Origin of the sequence: Danxiaibacter flavus (assembly GCF_041060425.1) — a bacterium.
Classification (GTDB): Bacteria; Bacteroidota; Bacteroidia; order Chitinophagales; family Chitinophagaceae; genus Danxiaibacter; species Danxiaibacter flavus.
The window spans coordinates 140,863-165,801 of the sequence record NZ_JAULBC010000009.1; the positions used below are offsets into that span (position 1 = coordinate 140,863).

Sequence of the window (24,939 nt, forward strand, 5' to 3'; positions counted from 1 at the left end):
ATTTACAAAAAAGATTTTATGCATAACAGGTTTTGCTGCTGTTATATTTTCTTGCAAGACAGAAAACAAGTTTCATCCAAAATTTAAATCACAAGACGTTAGCAATGTGTTGGATCAAATGACGGTGCTCATGGTACACGACATTACGAATCCGCCACTGGCTGCCCGTTTCTTTTCTTATGTATGTCTTGCCGGGTATGAAGTGGTTTCTCAGAATGATACTGCTTTTAAAAGTATGCATGGCCGCATAAATGGTTATCCGGATTTAAAGAAGCCTGATTCAATCAAAGGTTATTCATACCAGCTTAGTGCATTGTTGGCAATGATGGAGACTGCAAAAAAAATGCAGCCTTCCGGAAAATCATTTGAAGTATACGAAAAGCGGTTTATTGATTCATGTAGCAGAGCCGGCTATTCTGACAGGGAAATTGAAAACTCACAACGGTATGCCTTGGCAATATCCAAAGCAATTCTTAAATATGCCAAGGCTGATGGCTATTCTAAAATAAGTAACTATCCGCGTTACACGCCATTGGAAAAGGAGGGAAGCTGGTATCCCACGCCGCCCGCATTTATGCCTGCAGTAGAGCCTTACTTTAACACGGTAAGACCTTTTACGCTTGACTCTGCATCGCAGTTTAAACCGGTGCCTCCGATAGCTTATTCAACAGATAAGAATTCTCCTTTTTATAAATTGCTGATACAAAATCACCCGGAGCCTGCGTCAGAAGATCACAGGCAGATAGCTGCATTCTGGGATTGTAATCCTTTTGCTGTTCAGGATGACGGACATCTTATGATGGGGGTCAAGAAAATTTCGCCGGGCGCTCACTGGCTTGGCATTGCAGGTATAGCTTGCGCCAAAGCGGGCAAATCATTTGAGGATGGAATGCTTATTAATACTTCCGTTGCCATGGGATTGATGGATGCTTTTATGTGCTGCTGGGATGAAAAATTCAGAAGCAACCGTATTCGTCCTGAAACGGCTATCCGGAAACTGATGGATCCGCAATGGAAGCCGCTATTGCAAACACCGCCTTTTCCCGAATATTTAAGCGGTCACTCGGTTGCGTCTTCTGCTTCTGCAACTATTCTCACGCATTATTTTGGTGACAACTTTGCTTATGTGGACACGATAGAAGTAAAATATGGACTGCCTTCACGTTCTTTTACTTCGTTTAAAGCGGCTGCGCAGGAAGCAGGTATATCAAGATTGTATGGCGGCATTCATTTTATTGATGCCATAACCAATGGTGCAGAACAGGGCTCGAAAATAGGCGACTGGGTATTGAATAAAATAAAATAAGACTTATCATAAAACGGCCCTGTGCAAGCAGGGCCGTTTTTATTTAAATTAAGAACAGGTTTTCCCGTTGAATGTATTTTGCACTTCGCTCTACGCAGTTCAATGCGTCCGGAACATAATTATTTCCCTGTTCTACAAACATGTGTTTTACACCGGCTTTATTTGCATCAGGCATTATGGTTCTGAAATCAATTGTACCATCTCCAACTGCGGTATGTAGATCTGGATTGTTTTTATCCATGTCCTTAATGTGCCATATTACAAAACGGCCTGGCTGAAGTTCAAACCATTCATGTGGTTTTTTGGCAGATGCCCGCGACATCCAGTACAAGTCGGCTTCTAATTTAACCAGGGATGGATCGGTTTCATTCAGAATAACGTCATAGCCAATCTGTCCGTTATGATCAACAAACTCAAAATCGTGATTATGATATGCCAGTTGTAACCCGCCTTTTTTAATTTGCTCACCAATAGTATTTAAGACCTGCGCTAAATGTTTGAATTTTTCCATACTGCGCCAACTCGGATCAAGCCAGGGCCAGACGATATAATCCTGTTTAAGAGTGTGCGCTCCATCAATGCACTGGTCGACATATCGCTTCATATCATCCTGTGTTGAATTTCCGAGGATATACTTGTCTAGATCATAATGGCCGCTGGATGTAGTAATGTTGTTATCCGCCAGCATTTGCGCAAATACTTTTGGATCCTGACCATAATAAGTCTTTCCGTTAAATCCGTAAGTTTCGGCTTCCCGGTATCTGAAGCCGGAAATTTTTTGGAGTGTTCCTTTTAGGTCGGCAGCGAGCGGGTCTCTTATGGTGTAAAATTGCAATCCCAGTTTGTATTCTTTTTTAAACATGTTCCCGGGTTGCATGATCGTGGTTGCAGTTAGCAGGGCTGCCTGTTTAATAAAACTTCTTCTTGTTTGCATGTAGGTTAAGTGTTTTGGTCTATGGTAAAGTATTCAATGGCAATTAAGATTGGTATGAAAAAAGGCTTGTGCAAGCTAGCCAAAACATTCTGAGGAAGTGGTATGCATTTGATTCAAATCAGGTAATCAAATGTTAACCAGGGAACGCCATATGTCATTACTTCTTTGTTAATGGTTCATATCAATATAAGAAATTGAAATTGGTACGGGTAATCGATTGCATTACAAGAAGTTAAATGTGTATATCTCCGGATGAGGGCACGATGTTATCCACAAAAAATCAGTTTGTCGGCTCATTTGTCCACTTAACGACGATTTTGTTCCTCTCATCGACTATGGACCGGGGTGGCCGCCATCTTAATGTATTTTTGTTTTACAAACGATGAAAGAAATATCTGAGAGAAAAAGTGGTGAGGAGAAAATAAAATAAATTGTTCGTCGTTTATCAAACCGTCCTATTACTTACAAAATAAACAAAAGTGTGTTGCAATTGCAGCACATTTTTTTTTGCCCCTACGGGAGCTGTGAACCACGGAGGCACAGCGGCACGGCGATACACGGAGAAATGCTTGCGTGGTAATCAGCTAAACTATCGCCGTATTTCGTTTTGTCGTTAGTGTCTCCGTGGTTTAAATCGCTCGTGTTTCTTCGTGTCGCTCGTGCCTCCGTGGTTCCAAACTTCGTGCTTTTTTCTGTCTTCGCGTCTTCGTGGAATCCCGTCGTGTTTCTTCGTGTCGTTCGTGCCTCCGTGGTTCCAAACTTTGTGCTTTTTTCTGTCTTCGCGTCTTCGTGGCAATCCCGTCGTGTTTCTTCTTGTCGCTCGTGCCTCCGTGGTTCCAAACTTTGAGCTTCTTTCTGTCTTCGCGTCTTCGTGGCAATCCCGTCGTGTTTCTTCTTGTCGCTCGTGCCTCCGTGGTTCCAAACTTTGTGCTTCTTTCCGTCTCCGCGTCTTCGTGGCAATCCCGTCGTGTTCCTTCGTGTCGCTCGTGCCTCCGTGGTTCCAAACTTTGTGCTTCTTTCTGTCTTCGCGTCTTCGTGGCAATCCCGTCGTGTTTCACCGTGCCACCGTGCCTCCGTGGTTCAAAAACAAAAATCCCGAACACTTCTCAGTATCCGGGACTTAACTTTTACCTTTCCTTGTAGAGCGTACGGGAATCGAACCCGTGATTCCTCCGTGAAAGGGAGGCGTCTTAACCCCTTGACCAACGCTCCTTGTTTGTTTTGGGAGTGCAAAAATAGGCGTGATTTTAATTCCAGCAAATTTTTTTCACTTTTTTTGAAAACTTTTTTTCAGTTGCTAAAATAGATATCTCTTTAAACCCTTTGCAGGAAAGAGGTTCAGCCTGTAAAAAGAATTTCAAATATAACGGACAAGTATTGCCGTTGAACAAAATGAACGCAGGATTGTTGTTTTCAGGAGCAAAAAATTATCATACTATTTCAGTGTAATACATGTAAATTCGCGGTGCCTTTTAAAAAAACTTAAACACATTAACAAATGAGTACAGTAAAAGTAGCAATCAATGGATTTGGACGTATCGGCCGTTTGGTATACCGTCAGATCTATAACATGGAAGGAATTGACGTAGTAGCGATCAATGACTTAACCAGTCCAAAAGTTCTAGCTCACCTTTTGAAATATGATAGCGCGCAGGGTCGTTTCGATGCTGACGTAAAAGCAACTGAAAACTCTATCGTTGTAAATGGCGAAGAAGTTAAGATCTATGCGCAGAAAAATCCGGCTGAAATTGCCTGGGGATCACACGATGTTGACGTGGTTTTAGAATGTACTGGTTTCTTTGCAGACAAAACAAAAGCTGAAGCACACTTAACTGCTGGTGCTAAACGCGTTGTTATCTCTGCTCCTGCAACCGGTGATCTTAAAACTATCGTTTACAACGTAAACCATACCATCCTTGATGGTAGCGAAACAATCATTAGCTGTGCATCTTGTACAACTAACTGTCTTGCTCCAATGGCACAGGTTCTGGAAGAAAAATACGGTATCGTTAACGGTTTAATGACAACTATCCACGCTTACACCAACGATCAGAATACACAAGATGCTCCTCACGCTAAAGGTGATCTTCGCCGTGCACGTGCTGCAGCTCAAAACATTGTTCCTAACAGCACTGGTGCTGCTAAAGCAATCGGCCTGGTACTGCCTAGCCTGAAGGGTAAACTGGATGGTTCTGCTCAGCGTGTTCCAACAATCACTGGCTCTTTAACAGAATTAACTGCTGTATTAGCTAAAAAAGTGACTGTAGACGAAATTAACGCAGCTATGAAAGCCGCTACAAACGAAAGCTACGGATATACTGAAGACGAAATCGTAAGTACAGATATCATCGGAAGCACTTTCGGTTCTCTGTTCGATGCAACACAAACCCGCGTTCAGACTGTAGGCGATGTTCAGTTGGTTCGTACAGTAAGCTGGTACGACAACGAAATGAGCTATGTTAGCCAGCTCGTTCGTACTGTAAAATATTTCGCAGGTTTGATCAGCAAATAAGCATATAACTCAATCAAAAAGGAATGGACTATCTTAATGTAGCAAGCAATACAAGATGTTTAAGCCTTTTCCATTTTTGATTTGAACATATTGGCCGCAGTAATAACACTGCGGCTTTTTATTTATATTTGAGCAATTGTGTCAGCGTCATTCGGAATTTCGCCCGGGTATTTAATATGTTTTATGCTTGCCGCGAATTTCCCCGCTACAAATGGCCCTATCCTTATTCCTGAAACTTGAAATCATAATATTATGAGCAAATTCGCCAACCACAACTTCGCTGGTCAAAAAGCTTTGATACGCGTAGATTTTAATGTGCCACTTGATAAACAAACTTTGGCTATAACTGATGATACAAGAATCCGCGCCGCATTGCCTACTATCAAAAAGATATTGGGTGATGGAGGAAGCGTAATACTGATGAGTCATCTTGGTCGTCCGAAAGAAGGCCCTGAAGACAAATACTCTTTAAAACATCTGATCAATCACCTGGGTGAATTGCTGGGACTAAAAGTTGAATTTGCTGATGACTGCATCGGCGAGCAGGCTGTGCAAAAAGCAGCTGCTTTACAACCCGGACAAGTATTGCTACTTGAAAATCTTCGCTTCTACAAACAGGAAGAAAAAGGTGATGAGGGTTTCGCTGAAAAATTGTCAAAACTGGGAGATGTGTACGTAAACGATGCATTTGGCACAGCACACCGTGCGCACGCATCTACTGCCGTTATTGCTAAATTCTTCCCCGGTGATAAAAAAATGTTTGGTTTGTTGATGGAAGGAGAGGTGAGCAGTGCAGAAAAAGTCTTACATAATTCAGAAAAACCTTTTGTGGCCATTATCGGCGGTGCAAAAGTGAGCGACAAAATTCTCATACTTGAAAATTTGCTGGAAAGAGCAACTGATATTATTATCGGTGGAGGTATGGCGTATACTTTCTTTAAAGCACAGGGCGGAAACATCGGTAACTCCCTTTGCGAAGAGGACAGATTGGAAACAGCAAAAGAAATCCTGAAAAAGGCTGAAGAAAAAGGAGTTTGCATTCACCTGCCAAGCGACTCTGTGATAGCAGATAAATTTGATGCAGAAGCAAATACATCCGCAGCACCAAGCAACAATATACCTGATGGCTGGTTAGGCCTGGATATCGGACAAAATGCCTGCGAGCAATTCTGCAATGTGATTAAAGAATCAAAAACCATTTTGTGGAATGGTCCGATGGGTGTATTTGAAATGCACAAATTCCAGCATGGAACCAAGGCTGTTGCAACTGCTGTTGCTGAAGCTACCCAGGATGGCGCATTCTCTCTTGTTGGTGGTGGGGACAGTGTTGCTGCCGTTAATCAATTTGGATATGCTGATAAGGTAAGTTACGTTAGTACCGGCGGCGGCGCAATGCTTGAATACTTTGAAGGTAAAGTGTTGCCAGGTATCGCAGCCATAAACGAATAATAATCCCGGTTTAAAATAGTTGTACAAAGCCACATCAAATGTGGCTTTGTCTTTTTTAGGACTATAACGTTTTTTTACGCAGCTGAATAAAACGAAGCGTATTCAGATATGAGTACTTCGTAAATCGAGCTTTTATTTTTCTTTCCGGCGTAATGCCCGCTCCAAACTCCTTAATCATGTCCTGTTACAATAATGCCAAACGCTCAGTCTTTTTTCTGGAAGCATATCAGTATGCGCTATGATAAAAGTGTTTTCAGAAATTGATATTCATCTTCTGTGATAGTTCCCTTGTCTTTAAGAATAGTTAGTCCCTTAAGCTTCGACAGCCCGCTAGGTATAGCAGGACGGTGATTGGGCTCTTGGCTGGTGTGAGTTATTGGAATAGAAATTTGGTTTCTAACATGTCTTTTGTCTTTCCGAAGACTGGTATCTGGCTTTCGCGTGTTTCGAAATAAAAAAAGAAATATCACAGATATTAACAGAGAGCTATACATGCATGACATTGAAATGCTGGCAGGGATATTTATGTTGTGTTTTATTAATTTGAAGAGGATGAGAAGCTGCGATGTAATAGCTGCGATCGTGACAATGATGCGGCTTTTACGCGTGAATGATTTGGAAGTATTTCCACGCAAGATGATCGTTACAATAATCAGAAACGACATACTTGCACCAATGCTATATAGATCAATATTCTCCTGGGGAAAATCAAACCTTTTGAAAAACAGGTTGGCAATAGCGGACAGCATATTCGAAGTAAAGCCTGCCGCTGCGATAAAAAGCATCATCCGGCGTTGTTTATTCGCAGGTAAAATTGCCATGCCGTTTCTTTTGCTGCTAACTTACAGGCAACTGATAAGCAGGTCAATCAATATTTATTATTTGCGGGATAAGGTTTATTTTTTGCAGAGGATTGTAAATACGCGAAGTATAGAGTATCTTTTAAGAGCCGTACTTCATCAATTCCTAACCAATGAGACAGATTTTAGTCATAACACTACTGTTTGTAATAAGTATTGAATGTTATAGCCAACAAAAACAACTGGACTCTCTTCTCCTGCTTCTTAAGAATCAGACAAAAGAAGACACTGTAAGGTTAAGTCTGCTGAACAAAGTCGCTTACATATATTATTCGCTTGATCCAGCCAGGGGAGAAGCTGTTTCGGATGCGCAGATTTCGCTTGCGCAAACATTGAATCAACCGCTAATGCTTGGCGAAGGATATTTGAACAAGGGCATTAATTTATCAGCACAAGGCAGAAATGAAGATGCATTTCCTGCATACAATAAAGCGGCGGATATATTTTCCACAAACAAAAAAGAGGGCAAGGTTGCAAATGTGTTTGGTAATATCGGAATTGCTTACTCAAACATTTCAAACTATCCGAAAGCCATCGAGTATCAGCAAAAAGCACTGGATATTCATATGGCACGGAAGGATAGTGTTTCTGTGGCCCATGCCTACAACAGTCTTGGCGTCAATTATATGTTTCTTTCCAATTATCCCAAATCACTTGAATATTACGACAAGGCCCTGAAGATTTACGAACAGAAAGATCAGAAAAAAAGTGTCGCCATGACGCTTGCGAACATCGGCCTTATTTATAACCGGTTGGCTAACTATCACAAAGCACTGGAATATCAAAAACGAGCCTATGCTATCAATGAAGAAATGGATAATAAGCTCTTAATGGCAAACACCATCGGCAACATGGGGTCCATTTATGATGCATTGGATAGTTTGACAACGGCGCGTGAGTATTTTATTAGAAGTTATGAGTTATATAAATCTCTGGGCAACACGGCGGGGCAGGCGCGGGGCCTGTTGAACATCGGTATGATTAATCAGGAAATGAAAAAATATGCGATCAGCAACGATTACCTTAACCAGGCATTGCATTTGTTCCGCTCAATAAATGATAAAACAAATAAAACCATCACGCTAAATGCACTCAGTGAAAATTACATGGATGCGCCGTCTTCCGTTTGGTTGCCGGGTGATAACAATCGTGCTTACAGGTTAAAAATGGCAGATGCTTACTTACAGGAAAGCCTTGGAACTGCAAGAGAAATAGAAGATGTGGAGCTACAAAGTTTTGCCTGGAAGGATATAAGCAAGTTGTACGAGCACCAGGGAAAATTTAATAAGGCGCTGGAGGCTTACAAGCAGTTTACAATTTTGAGGGATAGCATTGTTAATGACAGCATTAAACAGGAGGTTACTCAGAAGGAAATGCTTTTTGGCTTTGAAAAAAAAGAAGCGTTGATAAAGGCCGACAATGAAAAAAAGCAAACGGTTGCAGCGGCACAGGTCAGGCATCAAAAACTGGTCCGTAACATAACACTACTAAGCGCTTTCGGTGTGCTGCTTGCTGCTGCGATTATTTTTCTGTTTTATAAACGCAGAAAAGACGCCGAAGAACAAAAGAAGGAGGCTGATATAAAAGCCCAGGTGGCCGAGACCGAGATGAAGGCCCTGCGATCTCAAATGAATCCGCATTTTATTTTCAATTCGCTTAACTCAATAGGAGACTATATAACAAGAAATGATATTTCTTCCGCCAATTTCTACCTCGGAAAATTTGCGAAGGTAATGAGGATGATCCTTGAAAATTCCGAACAAAAAGAAGTAAGTCTTGCCGATGATTTAAAAGTGCTCGAACTATACATGCAGTTAGAAGCAGTACGCATGAAAGAGAAGTTTTCGTATGAGATAATCATAGATGGTGATATTGATGTTGAAAACACACTCATCCCCCCAATGATCCTTCAGCCATTTGTTGAAAACAGTATTTGGCATGGCATATCACAAAAAAATGGCAACGGCAAAATAATCATCCGTATTCAAAAACAAGATGAGATGCTCAATTGTATAGTAGAAGACAATGGAGTAGGCTTTGATCCGGTTGTAGCGGAAGAAAAAACAGAAACAAAAAGATCGCTGGGGATGAAGATTACCAAAGCCCGGTTAGATCTGCTGAATAAATTCAAAAAATCAAAAGCGTCCATTGAACTGGTTAAACAGGTTGAGGGAGTGCGGGTGGAAGTAAAATTGCCATTGGAGCTAAGTTTCTGAGCTATGATTAGAGCAATTATAATTGACGATGAAGAACATTGCGTAAGCAGACTGAATGATTTGCTTGGTCGTTATTGTTCTTCATTTATTTCAGTGCAAGGATCATTCAGTACTGTGGACGATGGTATTGCTGCAATTAATGCATTGCAACCGGATTTGATATTTCTCGATGTTCAGATACATGATAAGACGGGTTTCGATTTGCTGAGACATTTCAAGAATTTGCCTTGCGAAGTAATTTTTACTACTGCTTTCGAAAAATATGCGATACAAGCTTTTAAATTCAGTGCCATTGATTATTTATTAAAACCGGTGGATAAAGATGATCTTTTGCAGGCAGTTGAAAAATTGAACGGCAAATTACAGCTGCAACAAACCCAGCAGAAATTCAATGTATTGCTGAGCAATCTTCAAAACCTGAGTGGGCAATCAAAGAAGATTGTTATTCCCACAATCAACGGACTGGTATTTGTGCCGGTTTCGGATATTATCCGCTGTGAAAGCTCCGTAAACTATACAACCATCTTTTTGAAGGATAAGCAAAAGATAACCGTGGCCAAAACGCTGAAAGAGTTTGAGGAACTGCTTATACCGTACAAGTTTTTCAGAGTGCACAATTCTCATCTCATTAACCTCACACACGTAAAGGAGTATCATAAAGGCAAAGGCGGATTTATCTACATGGCAGATAATACTGAAATCGAAGTCTCCACCCGTCGCAAAGATGATTTTTTAAAAGTACTTGCCGATTTGTAAAACAATTGATCTATACAATCTCCTGTTATCAGATTATTTTATTATCTTAAACTTTCATAACCACTTATTAGGGATGGTGTTGAGTCGATCGCTTATATGCCATATTAAAAAACAACCAGGATGAAACTGATAATCAGAAACGCAATTTTCGCAGGCGCCTTCGTATTTTGCTTTAAAGCCTTTGCATTTCCGGGTAAGGAAAAAGACATCATAACAGTAAAGAAAGATCCGCAACAGAATAAAGTCGAAATATTGGCCAACGGCCAGAAGTTTACGGAATTTATATATCCTGATTCAATGGAGAAGCCGGTGCTTTATCCAATCTATGCTTCGGACGGAGAATTGATCACACGCGGCTTCCCCGTTGCACCACGTGAACATGATCCGGTTGATCATCCACATCATATTGGCTTATGGTTGAATTATGAAAATGTGAATGGATTGGATTTTTGGAATAATTCTTTTGCGATCCCGGCCGACAAGAAGAATAAATATGGTTGGATAAAAACCAATAAGATCATCGAAACCAAAGATGGAAAAACAGGCGTATTAACATATGCCGCTTCATGGCAGAACCAACAGAAGGAAGAACTTCTCCAGGAAAAAACAAGCTTCTATTTTTCTGCAGAAGGAAGTATAAGGATCATCGACAGGATCACAACGCTCACTGCTACGCGCGATGTTTCTTTTCCGGATGTGAAGGACGGAATGCTTGGCTTAAGAGTAACACACGAGCTGGAATTGCCATCTAAAGACAACAAAGAATTTATTGATAACAAGGGCAACATAACAAAAGTAAAACCCTCAGACGATCTTGTTACAGGAAATTACCTTACAGCAAATAATAAGCATGGCGATAGTGCATGGGGTACCCGGTCTCCCTGGTGCATGCTGTATGGTAAAAAGGGTGCAGATACAATTAGTATAGCGATTATTGATCATCCGGGTAATGTTGGCTATCCAACTTACTGGCACGCCCGCGGATACGGACTTTTCGCAGCCAATCCTTTAGGACAGAAGGTATTTAGCAATGGTAAAGAGCAACTGAACTATTCTCTTAACAAAGGCCAGTCCGTTACCTTCCGTTACAGGGTTGTGATAAACGCAGGAAAAGAAAGATTAAGTGGTAAGGAAATGAAAAAATTATCTGATCAGTTTCAGTCAGCATACAAATAATGAGCACAAATTCTTTTTTGTTTTGCAAAATGATTAATTTCGAAATGTAAATCAACTTGTTAGGCATGTATGCAATCTTCATAAGTTCTTTTTTCGCATACAGCTTAAACAAATGAGAGATGGTTATTGTAATTATCTGTGTTGTTTAATCCGGATTTGAATGACGGTTCAATTCCCTTCTCATTCCTGACACAACATCGATTAAGCCATCTTGGTCCTTAACGTTAAAAATTATCTACATGAAAACAAAAAATCTTGCATTAGTCGTAATTATAGCATTGGTTGTAATATTGGGTGGCTGCGGCTGTAGCAGTTACAACGGTTTGGTAAAAGGAGATCAGGATGTGAAGACTTCCTGGAGTAACGTTGAAACAAACTATCAAAGAAGAACTGATTTGTATAACAGCGTTATCAAAACGATTGAAGGTTCTGCCAACTTTGAAAAATCAACATTGAAGGAAGTGCTTGATGCCCGCGCAAGAGCAACCAGCGTAACCGTAAATATTGATGATCCTCAGTCTTTGGAAAAATATCAGCAGGCACAGGGGCAGTTACAAGGGGCATTCGGCAGACTGATGGCAGTGGCAGAAGCTTATCCCGATTTAAAAACAACACAGTCGTTCAGAGATTTTCAGGCACAGATTGAAGGTACTGAAAACAGGATCAATATTGCACGCAGAGATTACAATTCAACTGTAAACACGTACAATCTCAAAGTAAAGACTTTCCCTAACAATATTTTCGCCGGGTTCTTCCGTTTTTCTGAAAAGCCATATTACAAGGCTGATCCCGGTTCTGAAAAGGCTCCTGATATTCAATTCAATATTAAGTAGTCGCATGTCTTTATTCAAACGCAAACCGGAAAAGTTCTTCTCGCCTGAAGAAAATGAAAAAATAGTTGAAGCAATCAGGCAGGCAGAACGCATTACCAGCGGCGAGGTCCGTGTATTTGTAGAAAGTCGCTGTCGCTTTGTAAATCCACTCGACAGAGCCTCAGAGATTTTCTACGGCCTTAAAATGGAACAAACGGAGCTCCGTAATGGAGTGCTTATATATGTTGCATTGCGGGATAAACAACTCGCAATGTTTGCAGATGAAGGCATCTACCAGAAAGCCGGAAAGGAATTCTGGAATGACGAGGTGCGAACCATGTTATCCCACTTCAACAAAGAGAATTATGCGGATGGGTTAGCTAAAGTCATTGGCGATACCGGAGCTGTTCTCGCAACTCATTTTCCTGTAGATGTTAATAAGGATAAGAATGAACTGCCAGACGACATTGTGTTCGGTCGGTAATCTACTTTATTATTAAGTTAAGCCGGCTGACCTTGTTCATGACATTTCACTGATTCTATGATTTTGTAAACAGGCTTTTAGCGGATGAAAAAAATATTGCTCATACTTATATTGTTGGTCACTGCCGGAATGGTTTTTTCACAGCAGGTGTTGAAGAAGCCTGTTCCCCCAAGGCTGGTGAATGATGAAGCCAACGTATTGTCCCCCGAACAAAAAGATATATTGGAGCGACAACTGGTTGCGCTCGACGATAGTACCTCAAATCAGATAGCGATTGTCACTATTCCAACGTTAGGTGATGTGCCCATAGAAGATTATGCGGTAAAGCTTTTCAGGGAATGGGGGATTGGTAACAAGAAAACCAACAATGGTATATTAATCCTGGTAGCGGTTCAGGACAGAAGAATGCGCATAGAAGTGGGGTATGGTTTGGAGGGCGCGATACCGGATGTAGTTACAAAGAATATTATAGAAAGTGATTTGGCTCCCAATTTCCGGCAGCAGAATTATTACCGCGGTTTTGTTGAAGCAATTTCCTCCCTGAGCAAAGCGGCAGCTGGAGAATACAAAGTACAAAGACAAAAGAAACCTGAGCGTGGTGGTGGTTCAATAATTGGCATAATCGTTATTATAATCATCATTCTTTTCTTTGTTGGAGGTAGTCGCGGTGGTGGACGTGGAGGCGGAATGATGAGCAGGCGCGGTTACAGAGGTTTTATTCCTCCGATATGGATTGGTGGCGGAGGCTTCGGCGGCGGCGGCTGGGGTGGCGGTGGTGGAGGCGGCGGCTTCGGTGGATTTGGTGGCGGAAGCAGCGGCGGCGGCGGCGCCAGCGGCGGATGGTAGAAAGTCAAAAGTCAAAATTCAAAAGTAAAAAGGCTCGACAGGCCGATAAAAAAAGAGCATCCCGATAAGTCGCGATGCTCTTTTTTATTATTGAAAATTTTTCCCTTCCTCCCTCAGTTTACATTGGCCCGTTCGTACATTTTCCATTTGTACAGCCACATTTGCAAATTCGCACATTTGCCCATCCGCACATTGTCAATTTTCAATTTTCAACTTTCAATTAAATTTAAGTTTGTCCTTCATATACTTCAATTGCTTTTTAATATCCGAAGCATTTGAAGCCGAAACCATTTCGTGTTCTTTTTTGGTTTGAACATATGAAACAGCATTCTTTAAATCCTCTTCGAAATTGCTTGCATATGGTGCTGCTACTTTTTTAAAGCTGGCAACTTCGTCAATGCCTTTTTTAAACAGACCGGTGTCCTCAACATTGGCCAGGTAAGTAACAAAGAGAACGCAATTGGTCATCTTATCAATAAAATTGGAGGTGTTAAATCTTGAAAGCTGTTCATCAAAATCCTTATCTGTTTTTGTAAGCACGCTAACATTTTCAACAGCATCTGCCAGGTTATCTTTCATGTCCTTCATTAATTCAGGTAGAAGGGAAACAGCTTTCTGAATATTCAGCATTGATAACGCTTTAAGCGAGGCCCCCGCTACTGAATAAGAAGAGTCGTGAACATTTTTTAAAAAGAAAGGTTCATATTGCTTGTTTCTTAGTGCACCTAATACGTCAATTGCCGCAGCCCTGTTGGGGCGATACTCATCATTGGTAGCAAGTGAATCTACCTTTTGGAGAAACACTTCGCTTATTTTCGAAGCAACAAGTCCCTTCAATGCGATATTTCTTATATCCGAATATTTGTCATCCAGCGCAGCGAATATCAGTTCGCTGGCTTTGGGATTATCAAAATGCTGTAGGCAATATTCTACGGCTTCTCTCCGGTCAACATAAGTAGCTGCATATTTGTAACCATAAATATATTCGTCAAGCGTTTTGTGATCGTCCTTAAACGCGACCAGTATTTTATCAGCGTCAACATTAATCAGGTCAGGTTTTGTGGCGCTGCTGAAATTAAAAGTATCTGCTTTGCTCTTTATCCAAACCGTATAACGGCTTTTTGGTCCGCCCGAATAAACATCAATTGCAACCGGAAAAGAAAATAATTTATTGTTGCTCTGGGTTTGCTTAATAATGGCCTGCGCAGTTTGTTTTTCTGCATCATATTTATAACTGATATCCAAATATGGATTGCCACTGCCATAATACCATTGATTAAAGAACCAGTTAAGGTCCTTGCCGCTAATCTGTTCCAATGCAAGACGCAGATCCTGTGCTTCGGCATTTCCGAACTGATGTGTTTTGAGATATAAATTCAATCCCGCAAAAAAAGCATCATCGCCAAGGTAGTTCCGGAGCATGTGTAGAATGCGGCCACCTTTCTGATAGCTCACATTGTCAAACATGTCTTCCTTATCACGGTAATGAAATCTTACAAGATCCTTTTCCTGGCTGTCTGAAAAAAGATAACTCTGCAGCGCCTGGTAATTGGCTTTATCTGCATCATCCTTTCCATATTTGTATTCCCTCCACAGATATTCACTGTAGTCGGCAAAGCTTTCGTTCACCGTAAGGTTGCTCCAGCTTTCAGCAGTTACAAGATCTCCAAACCATTGATGGAATAATTCATGTGAAACATAATCTTCAAACCTGTTACCATCTGTAAGTTGTCTTGCATTCTGCTGTAAGGCATCCGTATGCAATGTTGCTGTTGTATTTTCCATCGCTCCGCTTACATAGTTGCGGCCGGTTATCTGCGCGTATTTTTGCCAGGGATATTCATAATTCAGTTTCTTTGAAAAGAAGTCGATCATCTCGGGTGTGTTGCCAAATATTTTACGTGCTACACTTTCGTAATCCTTTTCTACGTAGTAGCTAACTTCTTTGCCTTTGTACGAATCCTTCACTATCGCATAATCGCCAACACCCATAAAGAACAGATAAGGTGAGTGAGGCAGGTCCATTTTCCAATAATCGGTTCTCGTTCCGTCTGAATTCTTTTTCTGGCTTATCAGCAAGCCATTGGACAGTGTGACATATTTATCCGGAACGGTCATATATATTTCTTCTGTCGTTTTTTGATTGGGTTTATCAATTATGGGACACCACACACTGGTTGCTTCCGTTTCGCCCTGCGTCCATATTTGCACCGGCTTTTCTTTATCGGTTCCTTTTGGATTAATAAAATATAGCCCTTTGTCATCAGTTATCGCCATGCTGCCGTGGCTTTTCATTTCATTGGGTTTGGATATATAACTGATATAGATTGTATATTTTTCATCCTTATGATAAGTCCTGTCAAGTTTTATCCTGAGTTTCAGACTATCATAGCGGTACTGGAGCGATTGTTTTTTATCCTCTGCAATTAGCGCCACTTCATCAATCTCCATTCCCTTTGCATCAAGTGTCAGAGAATCTGTGTCATAAAAATGTGGATGCAACGTAATCCATGCTTTGCCGTACAAATAGCTTTTGTCATAATCAAAACGAACGTCAAGCTTTGTATGCACCAAATCATTTATTTTAGTAGGGGTAGCCCGGTAAATGGTTTTCCAGGAGTTATCACCATCACGCTGGGCGGATACGGTTAAAACGATCAGCAAAAAGGCCAGAGAAAAAAAATAAATCTTCTGCATTCGCGGGTTTAATTTGGTGTAAAGTAAAAGACCTCAATCGAATAAACACAAATTATTATGTGAAAGGTTAAAATGGCCCGGTTATAGCTTCTAAATAGAAACAGTGTATTTAAATTTTCATTTAGCTTTGTCAAAAACGGAATTGTATAATGAAGTTGAAAGTCTTATTAAAAGGTTTAGCATTGTCCGTATTCTTTCTGGTTCTTACTTTAAAAGGTTTTACGCAGAAGAATTATTTTATATATATACAGGCTGATAACAAGCAACCCTTCTACCTTGTCATGAATCAAAAGAAATTGAATTCATCACCAATAGGCTATCTGATAGTTCCGAAGCTTGCTCCGGATGAATATAAAGTGCAGTTAGGGTTTCCGGATAACCAGGCTCCCGAGCAGGACTTTGTGATCAAGGTTGATAAAAAAGATGCCGGTTATGCCTTAAAGAAATTCGACAACGGCTGGGGACTATTCAATTTTCAGACGATGGATGTAATCATGGGGGTTCCCAGGGAAGCGGCAACCACGGCCCCGCCAGCCACTACAAGTGTTGAGCCGGCCGGACAAACCATTCCCGAGACGACTTCAGCCCCGACTGATAAAAAAGTGGAAACAAAGACCGCACCCAAAAAGAATGCTTTTGGTGACATGCTTTCAGATGCAATGAACGATCCTGACCTGGCCGGTTCAATTGTTGCAACTGAAGCTGTAGTAGCCGCGGCTGCGCCGAAAACTAAGGCACCGCCAAAAGGAACTAAGCAAAAAACACCAGCGACAAAACATGCTGAGACAACTAAAAAACAACCGGAAGACAAGAAGGAAACCCAACAACCAGAAACAGTTGCTGCAGCAGTACCACCTCCCGATTCTTCAGTTGCAGCTATCGCACCACCCGACGCACCGGTAAATACAACGGCAGCGATCAACGAAACGTATGATGCCGCTGGAACTAAAGGGGTAATTAAATTATCCGAACTGAGTGATGAGAAAGGGGTAGACCTGGTCTTTCTGGATTTCAACAGTAAATCAAGCGACACAATAAGATTGTTTATTCCGGCCGAATTAGCTCAGGATTCTACAGATACAACCGTTTTAGCTGTTGCGAAGCCAACAGAAGAAAAGAGAACTGCAGAAGAAACCAAAGTGTACAATCCAAACGAAAAACCTCTCGCTTCTGCAAATAACGACACGTCCGTTGCTGAAAATAAAGCCGACAGTGGAGCAAAAGGTATAAATAATCCTTTTTTTGATAAATCAGCACAGCCATCCGGCGCAGCTGCTGCGGCAGTTGCTGTAACCGCTGAAAAACCTTCTGAAAAGAAAACGGATTCAGTTTCGGGTGCATCACCATCTCCCGTTGCAGATGAACCCAAAGCGCCTTCAGCAATGGTGAACAACCAATGTACCAAAATGGCAACCGACGAAGACCTTATCAAGTGGAAGAAAAAAATGATATCTGCCAATGGGGACAAAGGCATGTTACAGGCAGTTAAGAAATTAATGTCAGGCAAGTGCCTTACAACAGATCAGGTAAAAGAGCTGGGCGGATTGTTCCTTAGCGATGAGGGCCGGTATAACTTTTTTGACGAGGCATATTTATATACCTACGATTTTGGCAAATACCCCGTGTTAGAAAACCAACTGTTCGATAGTTACTACAAAAAACGTTTCAAGGCGATTCTTCGCTTTTAATATTAAAATGAATGGCATCGTTAATGATGCCATTTTTTTATTTTTGACTTTTTACTTTTGAATTTATTATGCGTTATTTCCTTGAAGTTTCTTACAAAGGCACCAGGTACAATGGATTCCAGGTGCAGGACAATGCGCATACCATCCAATCAGAAGTAGCCCGTGCGCTCGAAATAGTCAATCGGTCCAAATTTGAACTTACCGGTTCATCACGTACAGATGCAGGTGTTCATGCGTTGCAGAATTTCTTCCATTTTGACACGGATCTGGAGCTGGCCGACAAAATGCTCTACAATTTAAATGCAGTGCTTCCTCCGGATATTGTAGCAAAAAGTATAAAGCCGGTTGGTCCCGAAGCGCATTGCCGTTTTAATGCGGTTGCCCGGGAGTATAAATACTTCGTTTATCAGTCCAAGTCTCCCTTTCTTGACGATCGTGCTTACTATTTTCCGTTTAAGCTCGATATAGAAAAACTGCATAAAGCTGCAGCCGTTATTCAGGGATATACTGATTTTACTTCTTTCTCCAAACGCAATACCCAGGTTAAAACCTTTCAGTGCGCTATCATGCGCTCACAGTGGATGTATGAAAATGGTTGTCTTGTCTATAATGTAAAAGCCAACCGTTTCCTAAGGGGAATGGTTCGTGGACTGGTGGGCACAATGCTAAAAGTAGGAAGAGGAGCGTGGTCAATTTCTGATTTGGAAACAATAATCGAAGCCAAAGATTGCACGAAAGCCGATTTTTCAACACCACCCCATGGTCTCTTCCTTGTAGAAGTATCCTATCCGTCCGATCAGCTATAATCCAATTCTTTGTAAACTCATTTTGTACTTCCTCCACATCGTACCCGCCCGAATGTGCCGTTCGGTACGGGCGGGCATCTAAAATCGTACATCGTACATACACCTTGTCTTAATACTTCCGCTTCTTTGTAAACTCATTTTGTACTTCCTCCACATCGTACCCGCCCGAACGTGCCGTTCGGTACGGGCGGGCATCCAAAATCGTACATCGTACATACACCTCGTCTTGTCCGGGCTGCATTACTACTATTTAGCCGCTGTTGTGTCACTCACTTGTACTTTCGGTAATGCTATTCATCGTGGCTGGGGCATCTAAAATCGTCGGGAAAAACATTTTGGAACGGAATAAGTGTGTCGAAACGACTTCCCCGCCCCAATGACTGCATTTTTTAAGCTGGCTTTCAGCCCGAAAATTTCATTTTTTCGTCTGAAAAGGTTATTTTTATTGTCTGCCTTAATATTTTTTTAATTCTGAAATCCTTGCCCACATTGTGTTTCCCATCATTAAGAAATTATTATTTCAAAAAAGATTTGGAAACAATCATTCTGCTCCTATCTTTGCACCCCGCAAATGAAAAAGAGGTATAGTAGAGAGGGATAAGGCGGTAGAAAAAAGTTCTTTAAAAGCGAGGCAGGCAGGGAAAAAAAAGAGAAAAAAAGTAGAAAAAAGATTTGGTGAGAATGTAAAAACTGCTACCTTTGCAACCCCAATCAAAACGAGGTAATCGAAAGAAAGCCAGGGAGATAGGGAGAAGAAAAAAAGAAGTTCTAAGACATTAAGATGAGACGATAAAAAGGGTCTAAAGAGGTTCAAATCCTCGGTCATCTGCAACGTTCTGCGGCGGGTCGTAAGACTCAAAGTAAGAATACAAGTTCTTTGAAAGAATGGAAGCAACAGTACGTAAATAGTAATATTTATGGTAAGGTAAGCGATTAAACAATTAAATTATATCCGACGTTAATTTTCGAGAGAAAAATATAGTCAAGGATATCAAACTTTTTTACAATGGAGAGTTTGATCCTGGCTCAGGATGAACGCTAGCGGCAGGCTTAATACATGCAAGTCGAGGGGCAGCACATTATAGCAATATAAGGGTGGCGACCGGCAAACGGGTGCGGAACACGTACGCAACCTTCCTTTAAGCGGGGGATAGCCCAGAGAAATTTGGATTAATACCCCATAGAATAATTGAATGGCATCATTTGATTATTAAAGATACGTCACTTAAAGATGGGCGTGCGGCTGATTAGGTAGTTGGCGGGGTAACGGCCCACCAAGCCTTCGATCAGTAACTGGTGTGAGAGCATGACCAGTCACACGGGCACTGAGACACGGGCCCGACTCCTACGGGAGGCAGCAGTAAGGAATATTGGTCAATGGACGCAAGTCTGAACCAGCCATGCCGCGTGGAGGATGAAGGTCCTCTGGATTGTAAACTTCTTTTATCTGGGACGAAAAAGGGTCTTTCTAGATCAACTGACGGTACCAGATGAATAAGCACCGGCTAACTCCGTGCCAGCAGCCGCGGTAATACGGAGGGTGCAAGCGTTATCCGGATTCACTGGGTTTAAAGGGTGCGTAGGCGGGTATGTAAGTCAGTGGTGAAATCCCCGAGCTTAACTCGGGAACTGCCATTGATACTATATATCTTGAATGTTCTGGAGGTATGCGGAATATGTCATGTAGCGGTGAAATGCTTAGAGATGACATAGAACACCTATTGCGAAGGCAGCATGCTACGGAAATATTGACGCTGAGGCACGAAAGTGTGGGGATCAAACAGGATTAGATACCCTGGTAGTCCACACCGTAAACGATGGATACTCGACATACGCGATACACAGTGTGTGTCTGAGCGAAAGCATTAAGTATCCCACCTGGGAAGTACGACCGCAAGGTTGAAACTCAAAGGAATTGGCGGGGGTCCGCACAAGCGGTGGAGCATGTGGTTTAATTCGATGATACGCGAGGAACCTTACCTGGGCTAGAATGCATTTTGACCGCCGGTGAAAGCTGGTTTTATAGCAATATACAGAATGTAAGGTGCTGCATGGCTGTCGTCAGCTCGTGCCGTGAGGTGTTGGGTTAAGTCCCGCAACGAGCGCAACCCCTATCATTAGTTGCCATCAGGTAAAGCTGGGAACTCTAATGAAACTGCCGTCGTAAGACGCGAGGAAGGAGGGGATGATGTCAAGTCATCATGGCCTTTATGCCCAGGGCTACACACGTGCTACAATGGGCGCTACAAAGGGCTGCCACTTGGCGACAAGGAGCTAATCCCAAAAAAGCGCTCTCAGTTCAGATCGCAGTCTGCAACTCGACTGCGTGAAGCTGGAATCGCTAGTAATCGTATATCAGCAATGATACGGTGAATACGTTCCCGGACCTTGCACACACCGCCCGTCAAGCCATGAAAGCCGGGGGGGCCTGAAGTCGGTAACCGAAAGGAACTGCCTAGGGTAAAACTGGTAATTGGGGCTAAGTCGTAACAAGGTAGCCGTACCGGAAGGTGCGGCTGGAATACCTCCTTTTTAGAGACACGCTATCTTTTTAATTGTTGCTTCTTCTTCCTTCAATTTATTGAAGGATCATTCTTAAAATAAAACCAAAGTAGTTGATAGCCAAATGTTGTACGGCGATCTGTAGTGCCAGGGTGCAGCCACAAGAGCAAAGCATAAAGGCGTCAAAAACAAACAGACCCGTAGCTCAGTTGGTTAGAGCGCTACACTGATAATGTAGAGGTCACCAGTTCAACTCTGGTCGGGTCTACACCAAAGCTCAAAGCAGAAAGCTTAAAGCCCCAAGCATTAGGCCCAAAGCCAATAGCAACAAATGGGGGGTTAGCTCAGCTGGCTAGAGCATCTGCCTTGCACGCAGAGGGTCATCGGTTCGACTCCGATATCCTCCACCAAAAAAGCCGAAAGCTAAAAGCGTAAAGCTTAAAGCCAGGCAAACAAGAAAAGTTCTTTACAGTAATTAAGATGTAGACATCAGGTCTGAAGGTTCATAACCTTAACATCAGCAACGTTTTAGGCTTTGAGCTTTATGCTTTAAGCTTATGACACAAGTTCTTTGACATATTGGGAAAGCGATCTCACAAGAGATTGTCGATAGAAATATCGCAAAACATTTAAATTTTTTAAAGCGAATAAGGGCGCATGGTGGATGCCTTGGGTCTGAGAGGCGAAGAAGGACGTGGTAAGCTGCGAAAAGCTACGGGGAGCTGCACACAAGCATTATATCCGTAGATCTCCGAATGGGACAACCCATACCGATGAAGTCGGTATACTCGAAAGAGAGCCAACCTCCTGAACTGAAACATCTAAGTAGGGAGAGGAAAAGAAAATAACAATGATTCCCTTAGTAGTGGCGAGCGAAAAGGGAAGAGCCCAAACTTTTGGAGCGTGCTCCAAGAGGGTTGTAGGACTGCATTTAGAAACTGTTATCAAGTAGAATCAGCTGGAAAGTTGAGCCATAGAGGGTGAAAGCCCCGTAAACAGAAATTAACAGGGACGCGCAGTATCCTGAGTAATGCGGGACCGGAGGAATCTTGCATGAAACTGCCAGCACCATCTGGTAAGGCTAAATACTCCTCAGACACCGATAGTGAACCAGTACCGTAAGGGAAAGGTGAAAAGCACCCCGAACAGGGGAGTGAAATAGTACCTGAAACCGTGCGCCTACAAGCGGTCGGAGTACCCGCAGCAATGCGTGGTATGACGGCGTGCCTTTTGCATAATGAGCCTACGAGTTGCTCCTCACTGGCAAGGTTAAGTTCTTTTGTAACGGAGCCGAAGCGAAAGCGAGTCCAAATAGGGCGCTAAGTCAGTGGGGGCAGACGCGAAACTTTGTGATCTATCCATGGGCAGGTTGAAGTTCTGGTAACACAGAATGGAGGACCGAACCCGTTGACGTTGAAAAGTCTTGGGATGACCTGTGGATAGGGGTGAAAGGCCAATCAAACTGAGAGATAGCTCGTTCTCCCCGAAATGTTTTTAGGAACAGCCTCGTATATTGAAGTTTAGCAGAGGTAGAGCTACTGATTGGGCTAGGGGGCTTCACCGCCTACCAAACCCTGACAAACTCCGAATGCTGCTAAATATCTACGGGAGTGAGGCTGCGGGCGCTAAGGTCCGTGGCCGAGAGGGAAATAACCCAGATTAGCAACTAAGGTCCCTAATACATAGTTAAGTTGATCAAACGAGGTGGGACTTCAATAACAGCCAGGATGTTTGCTTGGAAGCAGCAATTCATTTAAAGAGTGCGTAACAGCTCACTGGTCGAGAGGTCCTGCACGGAAAATAATCGGGCATCAAACTATGAACCGAAGTTCTAAACTCAAGCTTAAGTGCGCGAGTGGTAGGGGAGCATTGAAAACTGCATTGAAGGTGATGGGCGACCATTGCTGGAGCGTTTTCAAAAGAAAATGTAGGCATAAGTAACGATAAATGGAGTGAAAAACTCCATCGCCGAAAGTCTAAGGGTTCCTGATCAACGTTAATCGGATCAGGGTTAGTCTGGTCCTTAGGAAAACCCGAAAGGGGCATCTGATGGAAAGAAGGTTAATATTCCTTCACCTGCTATACATTAAAAGTGACGGATGACCGTGGTGATTGCGTACTGACGGAATAGTGCGCTGAGCTGAATCTTCGGAGGAGGCGAAATCATAAAAGTTGTCCCGAGAAAAGCGAGTATGGCAGCCAGTACCGCAAACCGACACAGGTAGACGGGATGAGTATTCTAAGGCGCTCGGGTGAGCCGTGGAGAAGGAACTAGGCAAATTGACGCTGTAACTTCGGGATAAAGCGTACCATAGCGATATGGTCTCAGTAAAATGGTTCAACCAACTGTTTAACAAAAACACAGGGCCCTGCAAAATCGAAAGATGACGTATAGAGCCTGATACCTGCCCGGTGCCGGAAGGTTAAGGAAGGATGTTCGGAGCAATCCAAAGCTTCTGACTGAAGCCCCGGTAAACGGCGGCCGTAACTATAACGGTCCTAAGGTAGCGAAATTCCTTGTCGGGTAAGTTCCGACCTGCACGAATGGTCTAATGAGTTGAACACTGTCTCCTCCACGAGCCCGGTGAAATTGTAGTATCGGTGAAGATGCCGGTTACCCGCCACGGGACGGAAAGACCCCGTGAACCTTCACTACAACTTTGCATTGATTTTGAGTAACAAATGTGTAGGATAGTTGGGAGACTATGAAGCAGTGTCGCCAGGCATTGTGGAGTCAACGTTGAAATACCAACCTTTTGTTACTTAGAACCTAATCCCTAACGGGAGACATTGCATGGTGGGTAGTTTGACTGGGGTGGTCGCCTCCTAAAAAGTAACGGAGGCTCGCAAAGGTACCCTCAGTACGGTTGGTAATCGTACGCAGAGCGCATTAGTATAAGGGTGCTTGACTGTGAGACAGACAAGTCGAGCAGGAGCGAAAGCTGGCTAAAGTGATCCGGTGGTTCTGCATGGAAGGGCCATCGCTCAAAGGATAAAAGGTACTCCGGGGATAACAGGCTGATCTTACCCAAGAGCTCATATCGACGGTAAGGTTTGGCACCTCGATGTCGGTTCGTCACATCCTGGGGCTGGAGAAGGTCCCAAGGGTTCGGCTGTTCGCCGATTAAAGTGGCACGTGAACTGGGTTCAGAACGTCGCAAGACAGTTCGGTCCCTATCTGTGGTGGGCGCTAGTAAATTGAGAGGACGTGACCTTAGTACGAGAGGACCGGGTCGCACGTACCGCTGGTGTATCTGTTGTGGTGCCAACTGCAATGCAGAGTAGCTATGTACGGACAGGATAAACGCTGAAAGCATCTAAGCGTGAAACCTTCCTCAAGATGAGTTTACTTTTAAGGGTCGTCAGAGACGATGACGTTGATAGGCTACAGGTATACAGATGGTAACATCAAAGCCGAGTAGTACTAATTACCCGTAAGCTTTAATTTTTTTCTCTTGCAATGCGCAGAGAAACCCTCTTGTGACAAGCAATCCCAATATGACCTTATTTACGTAAATACGTTGCATGCAACGTATTTACAACCTTCTTATGGTGATTTTACCGAGGGTGTTCACCTCTTCCCATTCCGAACAGAGTAGTTAAGCCCCTCATGGCCGATGGTACTGCACTATCATGCGGGAGAGTAGGTAGTTGCCATATTCTTTTAAAAGCCTCACTTCTAGTGGGGCTTTTTTATTGAGAGCCAGTCCTAATAGTAGAGACTATCACCTCAAAAAGATCTTTAAAAAAAAGAATAAAAATCCACCGCTAACTTGGCCGGTAACTATAAGCCCCTTATCTTTGCACCCCGCAAATGAAAAAGAGGTATAGTAGAGAGGGATAAGGCGGTAGAAAAAAGTTCTTTAAAAGCGAGGCAGGCAGGGAAAAAAAAGAG

General features: G+C 42.7%; 14 protein-coding genes, 3 tRNA genes and 3 rRNA genes. 16 read left to right on the forward strand and 4 right to left on the reverse strand.

Annotated features, from left to right (window positions below):
• Positions 1 to 130: 130 nt before the first annotated feature.
• Positions 131 to 1,306 carry a vanadium-dependent haloperoxidase gene (locus QTN47_RS24140; RefSeq protein WP_369332012.1) on the forward strand — a complete coding sequence of 392 codons (1,176 nt, stop codon included), beginning with the start codon at positions 131 to 133 and terminating at the stop codon, positions 1,304 to 1,306.
• A gap of 43 nt (positions 1,307 to 1,349) precedes the next feature.
• Here the strand turns inward: QTN47_RS24140 and QTN47_RS24145 are convergent, their stop codons facing one another.
• Together QTN47_RS24145 and QTN47_RS24150 are read right to left on the reverse strand one after the other, a co-directional pair.
• The gene (locus QTN47_RS24145) at positions 1,350 to 2,240 is read right to left on the reverse strand and encodes a sugar phosphate isomerase/epimerase family protein (protein ID WP_369332013.1); all 891 of its coding nucleotides are present in this window, start codon (positions 2,238 to 2,240) and stop codon (positions 1,350 to 1,352) included.
• Positions 2,241 to 3,380: 1,140 nt separating this feature from the next.
• Positions 3,381 to 3,452: transfer RNA gene (locus tag QTN47_RS24150), tRNA-Glu, on the reverse strand.
• A 286-nt stretch (positions 3,453 to 3,738) separates the two neighbouring features.
• Here QTN47_RS24150 and gap point away from each other — a divergent pair.
• Positions 3,739 to 4,752, forward strand: coding sequence for a type I glyceraldehyde-3-phosphate dehydrogenase (gene gap, locus QTN47_RS24155; RefSeq protein WP_369332014.1), 1,014 nt, complete (start codon positions 3,739 to 3,741; stop codon positions 4,750 to 4,752).
• Positions 4,753 to 5,004: 252 nt separating this feature from the next.
• On the forward strand, positions 5,005 to 6,201 hold the full coding sequence (locus QTN47_RS24160) for a phosphoglycerate kinase (RefSeq protein WP_369332015.1): 1,197 nt from the start codon (positions 5,005 to 5,007) through the stop codon (positions 6,199 to 6,201).
• A gap of 236 nt (positions 6,202 to 6,437) precedes the next feature.
• Here QTN47_RS24160 and QTN47_RS24165 read toward each other — a convergent pair whose 3' ends face one another.
• A complete protein-coding gene (locus QTN47_RS24165; protein ID WP_369332016.1) occupies positions 6,438 to 7,022 on the reverse strand; it encodes a hypothetical protein in 585 nt (194 codons plus the stop codon).
• Positions 7,023 to 7,174: 152 nt separating this feature from the next.
• Between QTN47_RS24165 and QTN47_RS24170 the strand changes: the two genes are divergently transcribed.
• The 6 genes from QTN47_RS24170 to QTN47_RS24195 all read left to right on the forward strand — a co-directional run bounded on the left by QTN47_RS24170 (position 7,175) and on the right by QTN47_RS24195 (position 13,351).
• On the forward strand, positions 7,175 to 9,277 hold the full coding sequence (locus QTN47_RS24170; RefSeq protein ID WP_369332017.1) for a tetratricopeptide repeat-containing sensor histidine kinase: 2,103 nt from the start codon (positions 7,175 to 7,177) through the stop codon (positions 9,275 to 9,277).
• Positions 9,278 to 9,280: 3 nt separating this feature from the next.
• On the forward strand, positions 9,281 to 10,033 hold the full coding sequence (locus tag QTN47_RS24175) for a LytR/AlgR family response regulator transcription factor (RefSeq protein ID WP_369332018.1): 753 nt from the start codon (positions 9,281 to 9,283) through the stop codon (positions 10,031 to 10,033).
• A 120-nt stretch (positions 10,034 to 10,153) separates the two neighbouring features.
• Positions 10,154 to 11,209 carry a DUF6807 domain-containing protein gene (locus QTN47_RS24180; protein ID WP_369332019.1) on the forward strand — a complete coding sequence of 352 codons (1,056 nt, stop codon included), beginning with the start codon at positions 10,154 to 10,156 and terminating at the stop codon, positions 11,207 to 11,209.
• Positions 11,210 to 11,448: 239 nt separating this feature from the next.
• On the forward strand, positions 11,449 to 12,042 hold the full coding sequence (locus QTN47_RS24185; RefSeq protein WP_369332020.1) for a LemA family protein: 594 nt from the start codon (positions 11,449 to 11,451) through the stop codon (positions 12,040 to 12,042).
• 4 nt (positions 12,043 to 12,046) lie between these two features.
• Positions 12,047 to 12,505: a TPM domain-containing protein gene (locus tag QTN47_RS24190; protein WP_369332021.1), complete on the forward strand. Its 459-nt coding sequence runs from the start codon at positions 12,047 to 12,049 to the stop codon at positions 12,503 to 12,505.
• An 84-nt stretch (positions 12,506 to 12,589) separates the two neighbouring features.
• A complete protein-coding gene (locus QTN47_RS24195) occupies positions 12,590 to 13,351 on the forward strand; it encodes a TPM domain-containing protein (RefSeq protein ID WP_369332022.1) in 762 nt (253 codons plus the stop codon).
• A gap of 216 nt (positions 13,352 to 13,567) precedes the next feature.
• Here QTN47_RS24195 and QTN47_RS24200 read toward each other — a convergent pair whose 3' ends face one another.
• Positions 13,568 to 16,048 carry a M1 family metallopeptidase gene (locus tag QTN47_RS24200; RefSeq protein ID WP_369332023.1) on the reverse strand — a complete coding sequence of 827 codons (2,481 nt, stop codon included), beginning with the start codon at positions 16,046 to 16,048 and terminating at the stop codon, positions 13,568 to 13,570.
• Positions 16,049 to 16,197: 149 nt separating this feature from the next.
• Here QTN47_RS24200 and QTN47_RS24205 point away from each other — a divergent pair, with 149 nt between their 5' ends.
• From QTN47_RS24205 to rrf, 7 genes are all read left to right on the forward strand, one after another.
• On the forward strand, positions 16,198 to 17,736 hold the full coding sequence (locus QTN47_RS24205) for a proline and serine-rich protein 1 family protein (protein WP_369332024.1): 1,539 nt from the start codon (positions 16,198 to 16,200) through the stop codon (positions 17,734 to 17,736).
• 68 nt (positions 17,737 to 17,804) lie between these two features.
• Complete coding sequence (gene truA, locus QTN47_RS24210) at positions 17,805 to 18,542, forward strand: tRNA pseudouridine(38-40) synthase TruA (RefSeq protein WP_369332025.1); 738 nt, start codon at positions 17,805 to 17,807, stop codon at positions 18,540 to 18,542.
• Between the two features lie 1,003 nt (positions 18,543 to 19,545).
• Positions 19,546 to 21,074: ribosomal RNA gene (locus QTN47_RS24215) — 16S ribosomal RNA — on the forward strand.
• 164 nt (positions 21,075 to 21,238) lie between these two features.
• A tRNA-Ile gene (locus tag QTN47_RS24220) sits at positions 21,239 to 21,312 on the forward strand.
• Positions 21,313 to 21,377: 65 nt separating this feature from the next.
• Positions 21,378 to 21,454: transfer RNA gene (locus QTN47_RS24225), tRNA-Ala, on the forward strand.
• A gap of 227 nt (positions 21,455 to 21,681) precedes the next feature.
• A 23S ribosomal RNA gene (locus QTN47_RS24230) occupies positions 21,682 to 24,492 on the forward strand.
• Positions 24,493 to 24,592: 100 nt separating this feature from the next.
• Positions 24,593 to 24,704: ribosomal RNA gene (gene rrf, locus QTN47_RS24235) — 5S ribosomal RNA — on the forward strand.
• The 16S, 23S and 5S rRNA genes sit together here with 2 tRNA genes alongside, the layout of an rRNA operon.
• Positions 24,705 to 24,939 lie beyond the last annotated feature (235 nt).